This is a genomic window from Mesorhizobium sp. M0751, assembly GCF_040320265.1.
In the GTDB taxonomy this organism is placed as follows: domain Bacteria; phylum Pseudomonadota; class Alphaproteobacteria; order Rhizobiales; family Rhizobiaceae; genus Mesorhizobium.
Genome location: NZ_JAMYPH010000018.1, coordinates 48324 through 65425 on the forward strand (window position 1 = coordinate 48324; position 17102 = coordinate 65425).

Below are 17102 nucleotides of genomic sequence, written 5' to 3' on the forward strand. Positions count from 1 at the left end.
GGTTTTCTGGATCAAACGAAGGTGAAGTCCGACGCGGTCAGGCCTAGGTCGGCCACGGTGACCACACCGCCCAGGTGGGCGAACTCATGCCCGTTGTTCTCGGCGGTGACATAGGCCAGAGTTGCGACTCTGTCGCTGTAGCTGCTTTGGTAGACAATGATGTCGCCGGCGTGCTCGCCGGAGATCGCACTCGCGGCTTCAGAAGCAGAGTTGAAAGATTCGCCAGTGATCACCACGACGTGTTCGCCGTTCGCACCCGAGGCCGCACCACTGTAGAAGCTGCTCACCGGGTAGCCGGACTGTATGCTGGCGTTGTTGACGAAGTTCGCGCCAAAACCGTCGTTGTAGAGGCCCACCGCATCGAAGGCGAACTTATCCTCCGTCGGGTTGAAATCGGTGATAGTGGTAATGTCCGACTTCGACCCGACAACCCCAGGCACCGGATTGTGGAACTGGAACACGAACGTGTCATTGTCGGTGCCCCCGGTCAACGTATCCTGGCCGTCACCCACGTAGAGGACATCCTGGCCGGGACCGCCGCTGAGCCTGTCATTGTCCTCACCGGAGATGCGCGCGTTGAAGCGGCCGTTGTCGCCGGAGAGATCGTCCCAGCCATCTCCGCCGAAGATGCGGTCGTTACCCTCGCCGCCAATGGCTCGGTCACTGCCCTGGCCAGCCGAGATCTCGTCGTTGCCGCCACGACCGTCAATCCAGTCATTGCCCTGGAAACCCTCCATCCAATCTTCAAGCTCGGTGCCGAGGAGTGTTTCGGAACCCGGGCCACCCTCGATAATCTTTGCCATCGAAAATACTCCTAATGATGCACCCTGCCTGGCGCGTTCATATTCCTCGTCGGATAATTAGAGAAATCGATTGCTTGGATAGACACACATTTACGAAATGGATGCACTCACGTTCACTTCGCCCTTCTGCTGAGCAGTTGCGGGCTCGCTCGCGGCGGGGACGCTGGTCGCCCAAGCAATCGATCTGAAGATTCGACACTCAAACCACCAGGACAACACTTCGTAACCGGGGCCGTCCTAGTTCGGCCCCAAACTTCTCTCTGTTTGCTCGACGCCGGCATACCCGCACCGTAAGCGCTGGACGAGGACAAGTTCCGCTGGCCGCGGGTGGAGAACGGCGTGATCCGGCTTGCCGCCGAACTGATGGCGCTCCTCGAAGGCATGGACTGGCGCGTTTGAGCCGAACGGAGGCGGCGTCCGACGTCGGCCGGATAGACCGTGGCGAAGTGACTCAGGCGCAAAAGGCGGGCCTCAGGCCGTGCAAAATAAGCTCCTGTCGGCGTCATGACGAGAAGCGCTTCGGCCCCCGCTCAAGGCGATGTTCGTCGCCATGGGGGCGGAGAAGGCCGAACTGCAATAACTCCGGAGCGAAACACTCAAGGCCGAGATCGTCCGGATGGCGACACCCAACGAGCGTGCCCAGGAGAGGATCGCCGACCTCCATGGGATCGTCAAGCAGCTGGAGCGCGCCGCTTCGGTCGCAGCTCCGAGAAGCTCGAACGTGCCCAGCAGGCCTTCGCCTTCGAAATCCAGACCGGGCTCGGCGCGATTGAGTCCGAGCTCGAGGCCGCAAGACCGACAGGCGAGCCGCGACGTGCTGCGCGACCGCGCAAGGCGTTCCCGGCGCATCTGGAGCGGGTCGAGATCGTCATCCAGCCCGAGCCATGGGGGAAGAAGCGCTCCCGCAGCCAATCGTCCAGTCCGTCAAACGCGGTCGGCCGCACAGGCTTGCGAAACGGAACAGTCCCGCCCTCGCTTAGATACCGAGGCACCGTGTTGCGAGCGCACCCGAATTCGTTCGCCCGTCGGTTCCCCAGCCAAGCTCATGCAGCGGCAGCATCGCTGCCACCTCTTCAGGCTGAAGGATCTGCTCTCCCTGCATCGTTCTCGACAATGCAGGAATCGCCCAATCCCAATCGCCATCCATGCCTCCTCTCATAACCGAGGGGTCGTCGGCCGACAACTGAGACGTCCGGTGCTCTTAGGCGGGGTAATCATACGAGATGCCTCCTGCAACATCATTTCCCGCATCCATAGGCTTGCTGGATCATTATTGTGAAGCGCAGGCCATTGGACGGCCTCCGTGAATGCGGCAGGAAGTGGCGGCGGAAGTTCGACAATCCGCAGGGGTGTTAATTTTGCGAAATGCTGCGCCAGCCGTAAGGGCATTGTCCCGATGCGGTTGGTGCCTGATAGAAGGGGCGGGATCATGCTAAAGCCCTGTACGACGACCTCGATACGTCTCTCGAAACCGTTCTCGAGCAGATACCATTCCTCGATGGAGGGCTGCCGGGTGTCCCCGAATTTAAGCACAACCTGCCCCATCGACAAGTATCGGTCGAATGTAAGTGGCTCTGACAGCTGCTTGTTCGTGCCGCAGCCTACGCATACGAGTATATCTTCGAACAGGGCTGCGCGAGGATGTTTCGACATGAACACTTCCGGCATAATCAGAAAATCAACGTCGCCGCGCCGGAGAAGCTCCTCGGGGTCGTCGGAAATAAGCAGACATTCGAAGCGGACGGCGGGAGCTTCCCGCGCAGCACGCTTTACGATCTTCTTAAAAAATACGAGTGTGAGGTAATCGGAAAGGATGATGCGGAAGCGACGATCCGATCGGGCCGGGTTAAAGGCGTCCCAGGAAATAATCGACAGCTGGATGTGCAGCAATGCCTCCCGGACTGCTGTGGCGAGCCCCTCCGCGCGCGGTGTCAAAATGAGTTCGCGGCCGTTCATCGTAAATAGCTCATCGCTGAAATAGGCGCGTAACCGACCGACGGCGGCGCTCATGGCCGGCTGACTCAGGTTAATACTGCGGGCCGCGGCGGTGACTTTACGCTCCCTGATCAAAGCGTCCAGCACAACGAGGAGATTTAGATCGAGTCCCTTAAAACGCATGTATTGACCTATCCGACGCGTGGATGGGTATCGCCCAAAGAATCAATTTTACGAATGGTGAGTAGCGTCAACGCATCAGCCGACGACGAAATAGAGCAACCGATAGGAAGAACGGCAAAACCGTGTATATGCAAAGCGCGCCGATATGCAGGCCCATGCTGCCGGCCGGACGGCCAAGCATCGCCGGACGAATGAGGTCAATTGCATGTGCGAGCGGCAACAAGGAGGCGACGTCCTGAAAAGCGCCGGGCAATTGGTTGACCGGAAACATCGCGCCGCAAAGGAACAGCATGGGTGTTACAACAAGCGTATTATAAAATATGAAATATTCATAACTGGGCGCAAGCGCCGTGACGACCATCGCTAGACTCGCGAAGGCGAGGCCACTGAGAGCGATGACTGGCAGCAAGCAGAGGATGGATGGCCACGATGTGTAGCCGAGCGTGGTGGCAACAATAGTGATTGCTGTGCCCGCCATCAGGGCCTTGGTGGCTGCCCACGCCAATTCGCCGAGTAAGATATCGCCGAGCGTCAGCTGAGTGCATAGCATTCCTTCCCAGGTGCGCTGGTTGTCCATGCGGCCGAAACTCCCGTAAACCGTTTCAGCAGTCGCCGATGCCATCGCGCTTGTGGCAACCATGCCAGCCGCGAGAAACGCAATGTACGAAGTGCCCTCAACAGGACCTATCATTGTTCCGATGCCAAAGCCGAGGCCGAACAGATAGATCATCGGATCGGCGAGGTTGCCGAGAACCGATGCAAGCCCGATTTTCTTCCATCCAAGATAGTTGCGGCGCCAAACCGCGACCCAATTCCACGCATTGGCGGGCATGGCCGCCGCATAACGTTCGCCCACTGTTCAGTCCTCCATCTCGCGCCCGGTTAGCCGCAAGAACACATCCTCGAGATTGGGGGGACGCTGCAGAAGGCGCAGACCCGCGCGCCCGCGTAGCTGCACCAGCACCTGCTCCGGATCGGGTGCATAGCAAAAAAGCGTCTCACCGCTCACCTCGATGCGCTGTGCGTACGGCCGGATCAGCGCACCCAGTTCATGCGGATTGCCGCCGTAGACCTCGACCACGTCACAGCCGATCTGCTCGTCAATGAGTGCGGACGGGCGGCCTTCGGCGATCTTGCGCCCCTCCTCCATAACGCACAGCCGATCGCACAGCCGCTCGGCCTCTTCCATGAAATGGGTAGTCAAAAGAATAGTCTTGCCCCGCGCCAGCAGCGATCGCAGCCGTTCCCAGATCAGGTGGCGGGCCTGCGGATCGAGGCCGGTGGTCGGCTCGTCCATCACCAGCAAGTGCGGGTCATTGATCAGCGCACGCGCGAGCGTCAGGCGCCGCTTCATGCCGCCGGACAGTTCGGCGACGCGCGCATCCGCTTTGTTCTCGAGGCGGGCGAACTCAAGCAGCGATGGTATGACCGCTTCGATCTGGCGTCTGCTCATCCGGAAGTAGCGCCCGAACACCAACAGGTTCTCGCGTACAGTGAACGCGGTATCAAGATTGTCGAACTGCGGGACCACGCCGATGCGCATACGTGCCAAACGCGCGCGCGCCGGCACTGGGGCGCCGAGCACAGTAATCTTCCCCGCATCAGGCGATGTCATGCCGAGGACCATACGCGCAATCGTGCTTTTGCCCGCACCGTTCGGTCCCAAGAGCCCGAAGCATTCCCCCGCCGCAACGCGGAACGACAGTCTGTCGACAACGAGCTTGTCATAAGTTTTGCTTACGTCAGTAAGATCGATCGCTACCATGGACATGGGTTCATTTTACCGAGAGGGACGCCAAGACTGGCGGTTGCTTGGTTGCCTGCCGGACCTGAAACTGTGACTCGTCTTCGCCATCCCAGCCGTCGATAACGAACTGATCGACATCACAAGGATTTAGCCCCTGTTCCGCCAAAGCGGCGACAATTGCGTCGAGATTATCGATGGTTTGATAACGCGGATTGTTGTGCCGCTTTTCCTGCTCAACGCAGAAGACGAGCCGTCCATCCTCGACAAGGGCGATCGCCCCATCATGGGTCAGCTTGGTACCACAGATGCGCATAGTGTCTCCACGTTAACGGCGATAGATTCGATTCATCAGGAAGCGGAAAGCGGGTTCCGGAAACGGACGAGCAAGCAGTCTTCGTTGACCGACTCGCCCCGACACTCAAGACGCTCTACCTCGATCAACGTTTCGTTCAGCATGGCGATGACCGGCTCAGCACCAGCGGCGTGACCCCAGCGACGGCAATTAGCATCCCTTGCCGATCCGAAGATCAGATGCCCGCCTGGCGCAAGCACCCGCACCAGGTTTTTGACGGCCGCGCGCATCTCGGCTATGTCTTCGAGGTAGTATAGGACCTCCGCCACAACGATCAGGTCAAACAACTCGTCGGTCGAAAACTGTTGAACATCGGAGACTATCCAGTTGATGCGCGACGGCTCCTTTATCCGTTGACGTGCTCGAGCAATCGCTTGCGCCACGACATCGATGACGGTGAGCCCTTGGCAGTAGGGAGCTAGTTTTTCCGTGAATGCGCCGGCAGCGCACCCGACTTCGAGGGCATTTGTAATGGAGCCTTGGGCAAGCGCCAGCTGGAGCATTTCCGTGTGGCGCTCCCGCTCGAACGGATTGCCGTCGAGGCGCCACGGATCGTCTGCGGCCAATTCCCGATCGAGCAACTGATGATTCATGTTCTGGGTCAAACTCGTCCACCTCTCGTCTACCTAGGTAATTAGCGATCACTCGTCGCCGCAGATGTTGCTCGACAGCGCTAATCCCGAAGAATCCGCGCAAGATTGAGCCTGCGAAGCGGAGCCGCATGCGGTGAGAATTCTGCCCTGCTTGATCCAGTGATCGGAGTTTGGGTGGGGGCCTGTTTTCCCCCAGTGTTCGATGTAGCGACAGCAGAGCTTCGCGACAGCCAATCGCTATTGCTCAATGTACACAGCGCGTAGGCCTTCAAGGGAAGTAAGAGAAAGATGTTGATGAACGTGTGCAGGGAAAAGCCCAGAAATCGAAACTGTCGAGCACGAAATGCTACCACGCTGCATCGGAGCATGGTCATGGACACAATCATCAGTCCTGTCCACCAAGGCACAGTGCCTGTCAGTGCGAAATGTGCGAGGCCCGTTAGTACCGATAGGGCGAGGAGTAGCGGCCCGAGATTCTGTCCGACCACGTCCAACGTGAGGTAGCTATTGAGGCCGGGCAGCAAGCGCAGCCCAAGCAGCGTGTCCCGGAATGTGCTTCGTGCCCAACGGAGTTGTTGGCGCAGATACGGTCCGAGTCTGTTCGGAACGACTGTGGCCGCGATGGCGCCCGGAACGTACTCGGTTCGAAAGCCTGCTTTCAGCATGAGGATAGTGAGATGGCGATCCTCCCCGAAGTCGCTTGGCTTGCCCCGAAAAAATTGCGACTCGTACTGGTCCAGTAACAAAAGGAGCGCAGACCGGCGGTACATGGCACATGGGCCGCAACAGCACATAACGGCACCGAAGCGAGCCTGTGCCGCGCGCTCCTCGTTGCAAGCCAGCCAGTACTCCATGTCTATCAGCCTTGTCAGCCAGCTCTCGCTCCGGTTACTGGCAATCAACTGACCCATGACTGCGCCGACCGCTGGATCTCGCATCTTCGGTACAAGCTTGGTGATGACGTCGGACGCGAGTATCGTGTCTGAATCAACGTTAAGCACCAAATCCCCGGATGAGCGGCGTATCGCGGCGATCTGCGCCTTGCGCTTTCCAACATTCTCGGGAAGCAAAATGATGTCGAACCTAGGGTCGCGCGCGTAGGTTTCGTGGACAGTTCCTACGGCTTCGCGATTTCCAGAACCGTCATCAACCACATAGACCCGAAGTCTTCCGGCGTATTCTTGGTCTGCAATGGACGCCAGGCACTCTGAAAGCGTGCGCGGATCCTCGTTGAAGCAGGGGACGATGACATCCACGCTGGGCAGTTGATCGGAGCCGACGAGATCCTCCAACGCCGATGAGTCGTTTGTCGGCAGAGCATAAATCCCCTGCATGCTCTTATAAGCAGTCGAGAGCAGTGCATAAAGCGAAATGGCCACAGTGCTGGTTGTACCAAGAAGAGTCATGGGATCTCGTTTGTTCAGTGATGTTGAGGAAGTGAGCGGATTACAAATCCGCGCTCATGAAGTGCTGGAATCAGACGGGACAGCGCCGTGACCGTCTGGTCGCGCAGACCGGCGTGAGCGCCCTGGCTCAACTCGCCGGGAGGGCATCCGTCGTGCAAGAGTACGATTGCGCCCGGCCGGACAGAGGCGAGCACGGTATCGATAATCGCGTCGACCCCAGGGCGAGACCAATCTCGAGGGTCGACGGACCAATGGAGGGCCGTCAGCCCGGCGATCTGTGACGCTGTGAAGATTTCTTCGCTCCAGGCGCCGTAGGGCGCGCGAATATAGCGCACCGAGGCCTGAGGGCACGCCCTCATGATGGCGCCGTTCGCTTCAAAAATCTCACGTTGCACTTCGCCGAAGCCGCATTTGTACAGATCCGGATGAGTCATCGTGTGGTTGCCTAGCTCGTGCCCTTCTGCAAACATTCGTTGGATTAGATCCGGGTGCTCTAAGGCGTAGGCGCCGATGACGAAGAAAGTCGCCGGCACCCGCTGCTCTGCCAACACATCGAGAATCTCCGGTGTGAAAAGTGGATTGGGACCGTCGTCGAACGTCAGATAAACGCTGCGACGGCCGGTGCCGTCAGAGCACTCACGGCGCACGTCGTACAAGCAATCGGGACGGCTCATAGCTCTGGTCCGTTCCGATCGATCATCGTGCCCGTGGGCCATTCGCTGATCGGCCGTCCAACTGGCAGAACAATGGTGAGTGCGTCATCGATGCGTGTGGGCGGCAGGTCGAGGCGCGCCTCTGGTCGGGTGGAGCGCACGCGAATTCCCGACAAAACGGCCAAAGGGCTGTATCGCCGCGCGAACCTCTCAACATGATTCCGCAGCGCGTCCCGGACGGTTCCGAAAGCGAATGGAACGCCAAGCTCCTGCAGTATTGGAAGCATGACATGGATTGAATGGGCGATTCCGAGACCCTCAAGATCCGGACGTACCCCGTACAGGCCCAGCTCAGCCACCAACAGATCGACCGCGTCAACCTTGATGAAACGGCGCAGTATGCCCATGTGAGCCGCTACACCGCTCGAATCATAGGCGATTGCGCGGAGTTCAGGCCTGGCTCCGGCCCAGCTTCGACTACCTTCGAACGGTTCTGCGTTGGACGCCCCAGTCGGCCCGTAGGTATTACGAAAGAACTGGGCGAGCTCGACGTGGTCCGAGAGCTGCAACTCGTTTTCCCAGCACAATTTCCACTGCACCTGAGGGCGCATTCAGGACCTCTCTTCAAAATGGTTTCTTGCGGGCCGCATTACCCGGCCAAAGCGGCGGCGTTGTTGGCTGCACTCAACCGTTGTCGTTAGCGACGGTGAGCCAGCCGGTGGGGCTCGCCAATGAGCTCTCTCGATGTTCCCGCCCGTGTGGCGGCGCCGTCGATTTGAGCTTGACGTCGGTCATTTACGTTCCTCTAATGCATGGTTCGTAAATTCGTAAAATTGATTGTTTAGATGATGCCCATCCACACGCTGGATAGATCAGGATATGCGGTTTAAGGGGCTGGATCTGAATCTCCTCGTTGTGCTGGACGCTCTGATCAGGGAGCGTAAAGTCACTGCCGCGGCCAACAGTATTAATCTGAGCCAGCCGGCCATGAGCGCCGCCGTCGCTCGGTTACGCGCCTACTTCAGCAATGAGCTATTTACGATGAACGGCCGCGAGCTCATTTTGACACCGCGCGCGGAGGGGCTTGCCCCAGCAGTCCGGGACGCATTGCTGCACATCCAGCTATCGATTATTTCCTCCGACGCCTTTAACCCAGCCCAATCGGATCGTCTCTTCCGAATCATGCTTTCCGATTACCTCACGCTCGTGCTTTTTAAGAGGATCGTAGAGCGTACTGCGCGGGAAGCTCCCGCCGTCCGCTTCGAATGTCTGCCTATTTGCGACGACCCCGAGGAGCTTCTCCGGCGCGGCGACGTTGATTTTCTGATTATGCCGGAAGTGTTCATGTCGAAACATCCTCGCGCAGCCCTGTTCGAAGATATGCTCGTATGCGTAGGCTGCGGCACGAACAAGCAGCTGTCAGAGCCACTTACATTCGAGCGATACTTGTCGATGGGGCATGTCGTGCTCAAATTCAGGCACACCCGGCAGCCCACCATGGAGGAATGGTATTTGCTCGAGCACGGGTTCGAGAGACGTATCGAGGTCGTCGTACAGGGCTTTAGCCTGATCGCGCCGGTCCTATCAGGCACCAACCGCATCGGGACCATGCCCTTACGGCTGGCGCAGCATTTCGCAAAAACAACACCCCTGCGGATTGTCGGACTTCCGCCGCCACTTCCTCATCCCGCATTCACGGAGGCCGTCCAATGGCCTGCGCTTCACAACACTGATCCGGCAAGCCTGTGGATGCGGGAAATGATGTTGCAGGAGGCATCTCGCCTGGCGCCTTTGCCTGAAAGCTATTGAGCGTCTCGGGCACGACCATCCGACCTGGCAGTTAAACACCGCCCGTAAGAATATGTCATTAATCAGCATGTTAGGCGCGCTCCGGCGCGTGTTACCACTACGTTTTGGGGGTGATCTCAGGCGAGTTGTTCGTCCAGGTTGTGTGGCAGAGCGATGCCAGCTGCCTTCAAAACGTTGCCCACTTTGGCCGTGACGTGGTGGTGACGACGCGAGCATCCTTTTCGATGGTGGCTTCCTGGAGGCGGTCGCGATCGCTTAGGAGCGGTTGCCATTCGGGCGTCAGGCCTTTGGCCCGGTAGAGCGGCGCAGTTCCTTGCTGAGTACGAGGGCCAGGAACGAGCAGAACACATGTCCGGGTTGGTACTGAATTGACTGCCGCCTCCGATTTCGCGTGCGAAGTCCCAGAAGGTGTTTAGCCCCACTCAAATGCCAACTTTGCCGGCCATGCCGCGGCTTTTCACGCGGCCAGGCGAGGAGATGGCGGTCGACGAGGTCGATACCAATGGACTGTGCCGGCCTCGCTCGGCTACTGGCGTGAGGCATCCTTGACGACACCGCCCTGCACCGACAAGGTCGAGATGTTGGCAATGAAGCCGGTCGAGGTCGACGCTGCGGATGTAGGCAATTTACCTCGCGCTTCGGGCTGAACGCGCGGCCGATCCGTTCACCCAATCGGCGCTTCATGCTGGGCCGCGGCTGAGGCCTGTGGGGTGCGGCTACCCCGCGTGGATGGGATAATCAATCAACTTTCTCTCATTCATGAAAGGAAACTCCCCGCTTACGATAGAAGCCATCAGTTTCATATATTTTCCGGCAGATGGATGTCGAACGGCAGAAATGTCTGTCCTGGTGTTTCAGCAGTGCCGGTCTCGATAGCCCGCGTCATCAGCGTTATCAGCTCCTGGGAAAGCCGGCGCATTGGCGTGGCGACCGCCATCGTGATGATGTTATCAGCGAGTGCCGCCCGAGATTCCGGCGTGATTTCATTCACGATCGCGACGAGATCGCGACTTTTACCCTCTTCCCGGACCGCGGAGATGGCGCCCTCCATGCCGCCCCCGGCGACATAGAAGCCGACGAGCTCGGGTTCCCGCTGCATGAGATCAAGCGTTGCCTCGTAGGTGACCTGCCGTTTCTCCAGGTTCACAAGCGGATCGAGCACCTCGAACGTCGGCGCGTTCTCACGGCAATAGGAGCGAAAGCCGACGTCACGGAGCTCGTGCCCCTGGAAACGATGGCTACCGACAAACACCGCCACCTTGCCGGGCCGTTTTGCGACCTTGGACACCATCCAAGCGGCCGTGCGCCCCACCTTGCGGTTGTTGAGGCCGATATAGCCCTGTCGCACGCCGGCGGCGAAGTCGGAAAGCAGCGAGAAAACCGGAATGCCTTTGGCCTTGAGGTCCTCAACCGCTGCTGTAATTTTTGGGTGGTCCGGTGCCACCATCGCGATCGCATGGCAGCGTGCGCCCAAATCCTTGAGCGGTGCGATTAGGTCGTTCGGCATATGTGACGGGGCGAATTGGATGAGCGGAATGCCGTGGAAGGACTGGGCCAAATTGACCGACGCTTCGACCTCGCGCGCAAAGTCTTGGTAGAAATGCTGGGCCGGTTTTCTCAAGATGAAGCCCAGACGGTAGCACGGTAGGTCTCGCCGCAAGCGCTGCTTGATGAGCCCGGCAGCATGATAGCCGATCGCGTGGGCGGCGTCGTGGACCCGCCGCGCGGTCTCCTCGCGCACCGGATGGCGGGCGTTCAGAACCCGATCGACCGTTGCTACGCTGACTCGGGCTTCGCGGGCGAGATCGGTAATTGTGGGGCGCTTGGTCATGGGTCCTATTCTGATTGGTTTTTGACGCAGGCTGGCTCTCTGTCACCTAGCGCGATTCGACAATGCTTTCGGGTGGGCAAAGTGAAGACGCCCGCATACTGAATGATCGACAGCGTATTGGGCTACTCCAGACGTAGACCGGCCGGGTATAACGGAAGGTTCATTCGCTTAGGGCGGCGATGATTTGCACTCACACATTTAGCGCTTCTGATACATGGTCCGTGAGGCGCCGTTTAGAGCCTGCGAGTCGATCGTTCAGGTCATGTGACCAGCTTGGCGAAACCGGTCGCGGTGCGTCGCCCTTACTGGGCGGGGGGTAGCCGGTTTGGTGCCTCGGCAAGCTGATGACCGCAGAAGGCGGCTTTCATCTGGGCTTGGTCCAATTCTCCTTCCCAGCGGGCGACGACGAGGGATGCCACTGCGTTACCAACGCAATTCGTCAGCGCCCGGCATTCGGACATGAAGCGGTCGATGCCGAGTATCAGTGCCATCCCAGCAACGGGAACACTCGGAATTACGGCGAGCGTAGCAGCCAGGGTGATGAAGCCCGCACCTGTTACACCTGCAGCGCCCTTGGAGGAAAGCATCGCAACGAGCAGCAGCAGCACCTGATCGCCGATTGACAGATCCGTGTTCGTCGCCTGCGCGATGAAGAGGGCCGCCAGGGTCATGTAGATATTCGTGCCGTCCAGATTGAACGAATATCCGGCCGGGATGACGAGACCCACAACCGAACGCCTGGCGCCCGCCTTCTCCATCTTCTGCATGAGCGAGGGGAGCGCGGCCTCCGAGGAGGACGTTGCGAGGACAAGCAGCAGCTCTTCCTTGATGTAGCGAATGAGAGAACAGATCGAAAAGCCGTTGTAGCGGCAGACCGCGCCGAGAACCCCGAACACGAAGAGGAAGGCGGTGAAATAAAACGTCGCGACCAGCATCGCGAGGTTGACGACCGAACCGATGCCATATCTACCGATGGTGAAGGCCATTGCGCCGAAGGCGCCGATCGGCGCGGCTTTCATGAGAATGCCGACGAGCTTGAAGACAGGCGCGATGAGCGCCTGTAGGAAGGAAACGACAGGCTTGCCCGTCTCTCCGGCCATCGCGAGCGCCATGCCGAACAGAACCGAGAAGAACAGCACCTGCAGGATGTCGCCTTCCGCGAAGGCACCGACAATCGTTGGCGGGATGATGTTCATCAGGAAGCCGGTGACCGACTGCTCGTGGGCCTTTGCGGCATAGGTATTCACGGCCTGGACATCGAGCGAGGCCGGATCGATGTTGAGGCCGGCGCCAGGCTGGACGACATTGGCGACGATCAGGCCGACGATCAGCGCGAGCGTCGAGAAGGTGAGGAAATAGACCATTGCCTTGCCGGCGACCCGGCCGACCTTGTGAAGATCGTTCATGCCGGCAATGCCGGTCGCAATTGTCAGGAAGATGACAGGCGCGATGATCATCTTGACCAGCTTGATGAAGGCATCACCCAGCGGCTTCAGGCTCTCGCCGGTCCCCGGATAGAAATAGCCAATTGCGACGCCGAGGGCGATGGCGGCAAGCACCTGCGCGTAAAGCTTGGCATAGAAGGGTTTGCGGGGCGCGGGACTCGCGCCGCGGACTTGTGCAGCTGACACTGTTTCTCTCTCCCTGACCGGATCGAGGTGGCGTGACTTCTCCCGGGCTTCTCCCTATCGCGGCGCTCCGGTCGAACGCTGCACCAACGCCGCCGCAATACCCATGCCAAATGGATCCGCATGACCTGAACTGACGTTGGCTCGCCAATGATGGGATGAATGCGGTGGCACAAGACGGGAATGACAAGGCCGCCGTCCAGCACGCGCTTGATGTTCTCCGGCAGATTGCCGGTCGATCTCTCTGGCTTGCGGTTTTGCTGCACATCGTGGTGGGCTCCTCGGTTTGCCGACTTTGGGAAGGGCCGCATCGCTGGCACCAGAGCGGAGAATTGCCGTGTTCTTTGCCGCGCTGCCGCTGCAGCGACAGCTTGAAAGCGACGTCGAGACGTAGGGATTGACGCCGCTGGTGCTGACCGCGACGATGCGGTTCAGAAGTTCCGAGCACCGCCGAAAAAGCCGCGCTCGACCGCCAGCTTCGCGCCTTCACACGCGATGCCGCCGCCTTATCTCCGTCATCAATATCGAGGAAATGGCGGTTGCCGCGACCGACCAGTGTCGTCGGCAGTGATTATCGCTCCCGCCCCTGGTTCGCAGGCGCTGGTGACTGGCACGGCCGGGCAACTCGGCGCGGTCAGCCGCTCGGGCACCGCATCGCCGGCGCCGTATTTCTGTCGTTCAACATCGCCGACAAAAATTAGAACTGATGAATTCTATCATAGGCCGCGAGGTTTCCTTTCACGAATGAAAGAAAGCTCGATTGACTATCCCGCCTCGCTCCAGTCTTTTGAAAATCAACGTGTGGTTGCCCCCGTGCAAGCCGAGAACGTGGCCAAGCTTCGTGGAGGGAGAGCCAAGCGATGCGTCAGGGGTCGACCCGCTTTGCACTCGACCACACGGCGGTGGCACGAGTTCACGTCAGAGCATTTTCGCGCTTGCCCGCGACGTCGCGGGCGCACATGCCGCCGGCATGCATTTCATGGCGCGAGATCGAGGATCATATGCACCACAACATTCCCAAATCAGAACAAAATGCCAGCGAGTGCCGCATTTCGCTTCCGGATGCGAAAAGGGCTTACCCAAAGTCCGAGATGAACACCGCGGTCCCTTTTGTGCCATCGCACGAGCACGCGCTTACCGGCATCTTCGAAATATCGAAAGTACTCACCGACCCCGCCCGGCTCGAAGTCACGTTGGCCAAGGTCGTCGATCTCCTGCCCTCGTTTGTGCAGATGCGGCACGGCATCATCGCTCTCTTCGACGCTGAGGGCGTACTGGACATCACCGTAGTCACCGGCTGCGACGAGAACAGCGATGAGCGCTCCCGGATGCGCCTGCCGCGCAAGGCAATCGATCTGATTGTGACGACGGACACGCCGCTCGTCGCCGAGAACATAGCGGTGCATTCGGCCTTCACTGCCGCTGACATAGAGGTGCTTGGGGCCTCCGACACCGTGTCCTTCATCGGCGTTCCCATTCGTGTTGATGGGAACGCCGTAGGCACGCTGACTATCGACCGCGCCTTGGACAGCAGGTCAACGTATCGGCTCGATTATGATGTCCGGCTGCTCACCATGATAGCCAACATGGTGGGACAGACAGTCAAGTTGCACCGCTTCTCCGCGGGCGACCGCGAACGACCGACGGAGGTGGAAGATCGGCTGCAAACGCAATTCTCTGATGTCAAGCACCCTGCACCGCAGCGCAAGAAGGTTCACGTCAAGGGAATGATTGGCGACAGTCCGGCGCTAAGCGCGCTGCTCGAGAAGATCGCAGTGGTAGCTAAGGCAAAGACCACGGTTCTGTTGCGAGGCGAATCCGGTACCGGGAAGGAGCTGGTCGCGAAGGCAATTCACGAGTTGTCGCCGCGCGCCAAGCGGCCCTTCATCAAACTCAATTGTGCAGCGCTGCCAGAGACAGTCCTGGAATCCGAATTGTTCGGTCATGAGAAGGGTGCCTTCACAAGCGCGTTCAATTCCCGCAAGGGTCGCTTTGAGCTCGCCGACAAGGGGACGTTGTTTCTGGATGAGATCGGCGAGATCTCGGCCTCCTTCCAGGCAAAGCTACTGCGCGTGCTGCAGGAGCAGGAGTTTGAGCGCGTCGGCAGCAACCAGACCATCAAGGTCGACGTTCGCGTGATTGCCGCCACGAATAGGAACCTTGAAGAGGCGGTTGCAAGGAATGAGTTCCGCGCCGACCTATATTATCGCATCAACGTGGTTCCCTTGCTGGTGCCGGCATTACGCCAAAGGCGCAGCGATATTCCGCTCCTCGCAGCTGAGTTTCTCAAGAATTTCAACGATGAGAACGGCCGTACGCTGACCTTCGATGCGCGTGCGATTGAAGTACTGATGAAATGTGAATTTCCCGGCAACATTCGCGAGCTTGAAAATTGCGTGCACCGGACAGCGATCCTGGCGGAGGGACGATCAATCGGGAGAAACGACTTTGCGTGCTCCCACGACCAATGCTTTGCCGAGGCGCTGCGGAAGAGCAGATCGGGCAAGGCCGCGCTGCAACCAGCGCCAATCCTCCCAGAGGCAGTGAATCCGGCCACGCCGCCGGATGCGGCCGCTCGTTCGGCCGCCACCACAGTCCCGCCTGCCGGAGCAACCCACTCATTGGGCGCGAGGACCACCGACGCCGAGCGCGTCATTGCTGCCATGGAAAGATGTGGCTGGGTGCAGGCAAAGGCGGCGCGCCTGCTTGGACTGACCCCGCGCCAGATTGGCTACGTGCTGAGGAAATACGGCATCGAGGTCAAGCGTCTGTGAAAGCATGACTCAGGCGGATTAGCTGAGACCGCTTAGCGGCTTGGCCCGCGCAGGGATGCAGATCCGCGTCCGCGTCAAGTCGATTCGACCGAGGACAGCCTGGCCGAATTCCCGTGGCAGCCGGCGTTGCGACCATCTTGTGAAAGGCGACGCTGCCATCGTCAATCCGTCCGCCATGTTGCTCTCGTTGCGAGCTCATACGGATGCCCCTGTGCGACTGAAACGGAGATAAAATATGTCCGATGCAAAACTGCAAGCTGTGCTTTCGTCTCTTCCGCAAGGGACGCGACAGTTAGATGCTCTGCCGTCCAACGGACCAGCGCCGGACAAAAGTTTTGTCAAGCTGAATACGAATGAGAACCCGTTTCCGTTGCCGCCAATTATAATGCAAAGTGCAGTGGCGGCCCTAAATCGCCAGTATCTGTATCCGGACGACGATAACATCAGCTTGAGGGAAGCAGCGTCCAATACCTATGGGGTATCCACGGATCAGGTCATCGCAGGCAACGGGTCGTCTGAACTGCTCGGACTCATCTACAGAGCTTTCCTCGCCCCTGGCGACAAGGTGGCGATGATATCGCCAGGGTTTTCGTTCAACCGCAAGCTTGCCATGTTGCATGGTGCTGAGTTTCTCGAGATCGGATGTCAAACTCATTCGCTGCCAATGGAGCAATTGCTTTCCGGTCCGGCAAAAGACGCCAAGTTCATTCTGGTGGCCAATCCAAACAATCCGACCGGAACATTCCTCTCGATAAGCAATATCGAACGCCTCGTGGCACAATCGGATCGCCTGGTCGTCCTTGATGAGGCCTATGTCGACTTTGCACCCGATCACGGGCTGCGCCTCATCAACCGTTATTCGAACCTTCTGATCTTGAGAACATTTTCGAAGAGCTATGCCGCCGCCGGCATTCGCGTCGGTTTCGGTTTCGGTCACCCTGAGATTATTGGCAGGCTGCGCAACATCCAGAACGTCTTCAACATGAACGTGATCGGGCATGCGGTTGGTATCAGCGTGCTTGCGCATCGCGGCGCCTACGCAGAGAACCACAAGCACATCAGACATGAACGACAGCGAGTGACAGCCGCACTGTCGCAACTTGGATTTTCCGTAACGCCCTCCCACGCAAATTTCTTGCTAGCCCGTGTGCCAGCGGGACAGGACGGCTCATGGTGGCAAGCAGCCTTGGAAAGGCAAAAGATACTCGTTGCCTACTTTCCGGACAATGGTTTGGAACATTGCATCCGCGTCAGCATCGGCACAAAAGAGCAATTGGATGCATTTCTTGCTGCCGCTCGCGATATAGTTGGAAGCTTAAACATACCAAGCACCACGGGCAGGGGAGCGTCAGGCTCTGCTCGTTCGGTACGCTGACGCTAATCCGATA

13 protein-coding genes and 4 pseudogenes are annotated in these 17102 nt (G+C 58.9%); 4 read left to right on the forward strand and 13 right to left on the reverse strand.

Going from position 1 to position 17102, the window contains the following annotated elements; translation table 11 throughout:
* Positions 1 to 11: 11 nt before the first annotated feature.
* Entirely contained in the window at positions 12 to 803 is a 792-nt protein-coding gene (locus NKI19_RS24360) for a calcium-binding protein (protein ID WP_352566041.1), read from the reverse strand.
* Positions 804 to 1307: 504 nt separating this feature from the next.
* Here NKI19_RS24360 and NKI19_RS24365 point away from each other — a divergent pair.
* A pseudogene (locus tag NKI19_RS24365) lies at positions 1308 to 1658 on the forward strand (transposase domain-containing protein); the annotation flags it as partial.
* A 29-nt stretch (positions 1659 to 1687) separates the two neighbouring features.
* Here NKI19_RS24365 and NKI19_RS24370 read toward each other — a convergent pair.
* From NKI19_RS24370 to NKI19_RS24410, 9 genes and pseudogenes are all read right to left on the reverse strand, one after another.
* A pseudogene (locus NKI19_RS24370) lies at positions 1688 to 1950 on the reverse strand (hypothetical protein); the annotation flags it as partial.
* Between the two features lie 8 nt (positions 1951 to 1958).
* Complete coding sequence (locus NKI19_RS24375; protein WP_023678269.1) at positions 1959 to 2921, reverse strand: LysR family transcriptional regulator; 963 nt, start codon at positions 2919 to 2921, stop codon at positions 1959 to 1961.
* Positions 2922 to 2988: 67 nt separating this feature from the next.
* Complete coding sequence (locus NKI19_RS24380) at positions 2989 to 3777, reverse strand: ABC transporter permease (protein ID WP_352483783.1); 789 nt, start codon at positions 3775 to 3777, stop codon at positions 2989 to 2991.
* 3 nt (positions 3778 to 3780) lie between these two features.
* Positions 3781 to 4692 (reverse strand): nodulation factor ABC transporter ATP-binding protein NodI, encoded by a 912-nt coding sequence (nodI, locus tag NKI19_RS24385; protein ID WP_023719311.1) that lies wholly within the window; start codon positions 4690 to 4692, stop codon positions 3781 to 3783.
* Positions 4693 to 4735: 43 nt separating this feature from the next.
* Positions 4736 to 4981, reverse strand: a pseudogene (locus NKI19_RS24390) (carbamoyltransferase N-terminal domain-containing protein); the annotation flags it as partial.
* Between the two features lie 35 nt (positions 4982 to 5016).
* On the reverse strand, positions 5017 to 5613 hold the full coding sequence (nodS, locus tag NKI19_RS24395; RefSeq protein WP_352466712.1) for a nodulation methyltransferase NodS: 597 nt from the start codon (positions 5611 to 5613) through the stop codon (positions 5017 to 5019).
* Between the two features lie 80 nt (positions 5614 to 5693).
* A complete protein-coding gene (gene nodC / locus NKI19_RS24400; protein ID WP_352466667.1) occupies positions 5694 to 7019 on the reverse strand; it encodes a chitooligosaccharide synthase NodC in 1326 nt (441 codons plus the stop codon).
* Between the two features lie 14 nt (positions 7020 to 7033).
* A complete protein-coding gene (gene nodB, locus NKI19_RS24405) occupies positions 7034 to 7693 on the reverse strand; it encodes a chitooligosaccharide deacetylase NodB (RefSeq protein WP_352566039.1) in 660 nt (219 codons plus the stop codon).
* The gene (locus NKI19_RS24410) at positions 7690 to 8283 is read right to left on the reverse strand and encodes a NodA family N-acyltransferase (protein ID WP_352457034.1); all 594 of its coding nucleotides are present in this window, start codon (positions 8281 to 8283) and stop codon (positions 7690 to 7692) included. The genes nodB and NKI19_RS24410 overlap by 4 nt, the downstream gene beginning before the upstream one ends.
* 268 nt (positions 8284 to 8551) lie before the next feature.
* Here NKI19_RS24410 and NKI19_RS24415 point away from each other — a divergent pair, with 268 nt between their 5' ends.
* A complete protein-coding gene (locus NKI19_RS24415) occupies positions 8552 to 9481 on the forward strand; it encodes a LysR family transcriptional regulator (protein ID WP_352494956.1) in 930 nt (309 codons plus the stop codon).
* A 116-nt stretch (positions 9482 to 9597) separates the two neighbouring features.
* Here NKI19_RS24415 and NKI19_RS32905 read toward each other — a convergent pair.
* The 3 genes and pseudogenes from NKI19_RS32905 to NKI19_RS24425 form a co-directional block, all read right to left on the reverse strand.
* Positions 9598 to 9835: pseudogene (locus NKI19_RS32905) on the reverse strand (IS1634 family transposase); the annotation flags it as partial.
* A 445-nt stretch (positions 9836 to 10280) separates the two neighbouring features.
* The gene (locus NKI19_RS24420) at positions 10281 to 11312 is read right to left on the reverse strand and encodes a LacI family DNA-binding transcriptional regulator (protein WP_352542066.1); all 1032 of its coding nucleotides are present in this window, start codon (positions 11310 to 11312) and stop codon (positions 10281 to 10283) included.
* Between the two features lie 302 nt (positions 11313 to 11614).
* Entirely contained in the window at positions 11615 to 12943 is a 1329-nt protein-coding gene (locus NKI19_RS24425; RefSeq protein WP_352494958.1) for a dicarboxylate/amino acid:cation symporter, read from the reverse strand.
* A gap of 998 nt (positions 12944 to 13941) precedes the next feature.
* Between NKI19_RS24425 and nifA the strand changes: the two genes are divergently transcribed.
* Both nifA and hisC read left to right on the forward strand, forming a co-directional pair.
* The gene (gene nifA / locus NKI19_RS24430; protein ID WP_352566037.1) at positions 13942 to 15714 is read left to right on the forward strand and encodes a nif-specific transcriptional activator NifA; all 1773 of its coding nucleotides are present in this window, start codon (positions 13942 to 13944) and stop codon (positions 15712 to 15714) included.
* 235 nt (positions 15715 to 15949) lie between these two features.
* The gene (gene hisC, locus NKI19_RS24435; protein WP_023678255.1) at positions 15950 to 17089 is read left to right on the forward strand and encodes a histidinol-phosphate transaminase; all 1140 of its coding nucleotides are present in this window, start codon (positions 15950 to 15952) and stop codon (positions 17087 to 17089) included.
* Positions 17090 to 17102: the final 13 nt, after the last annotated feature.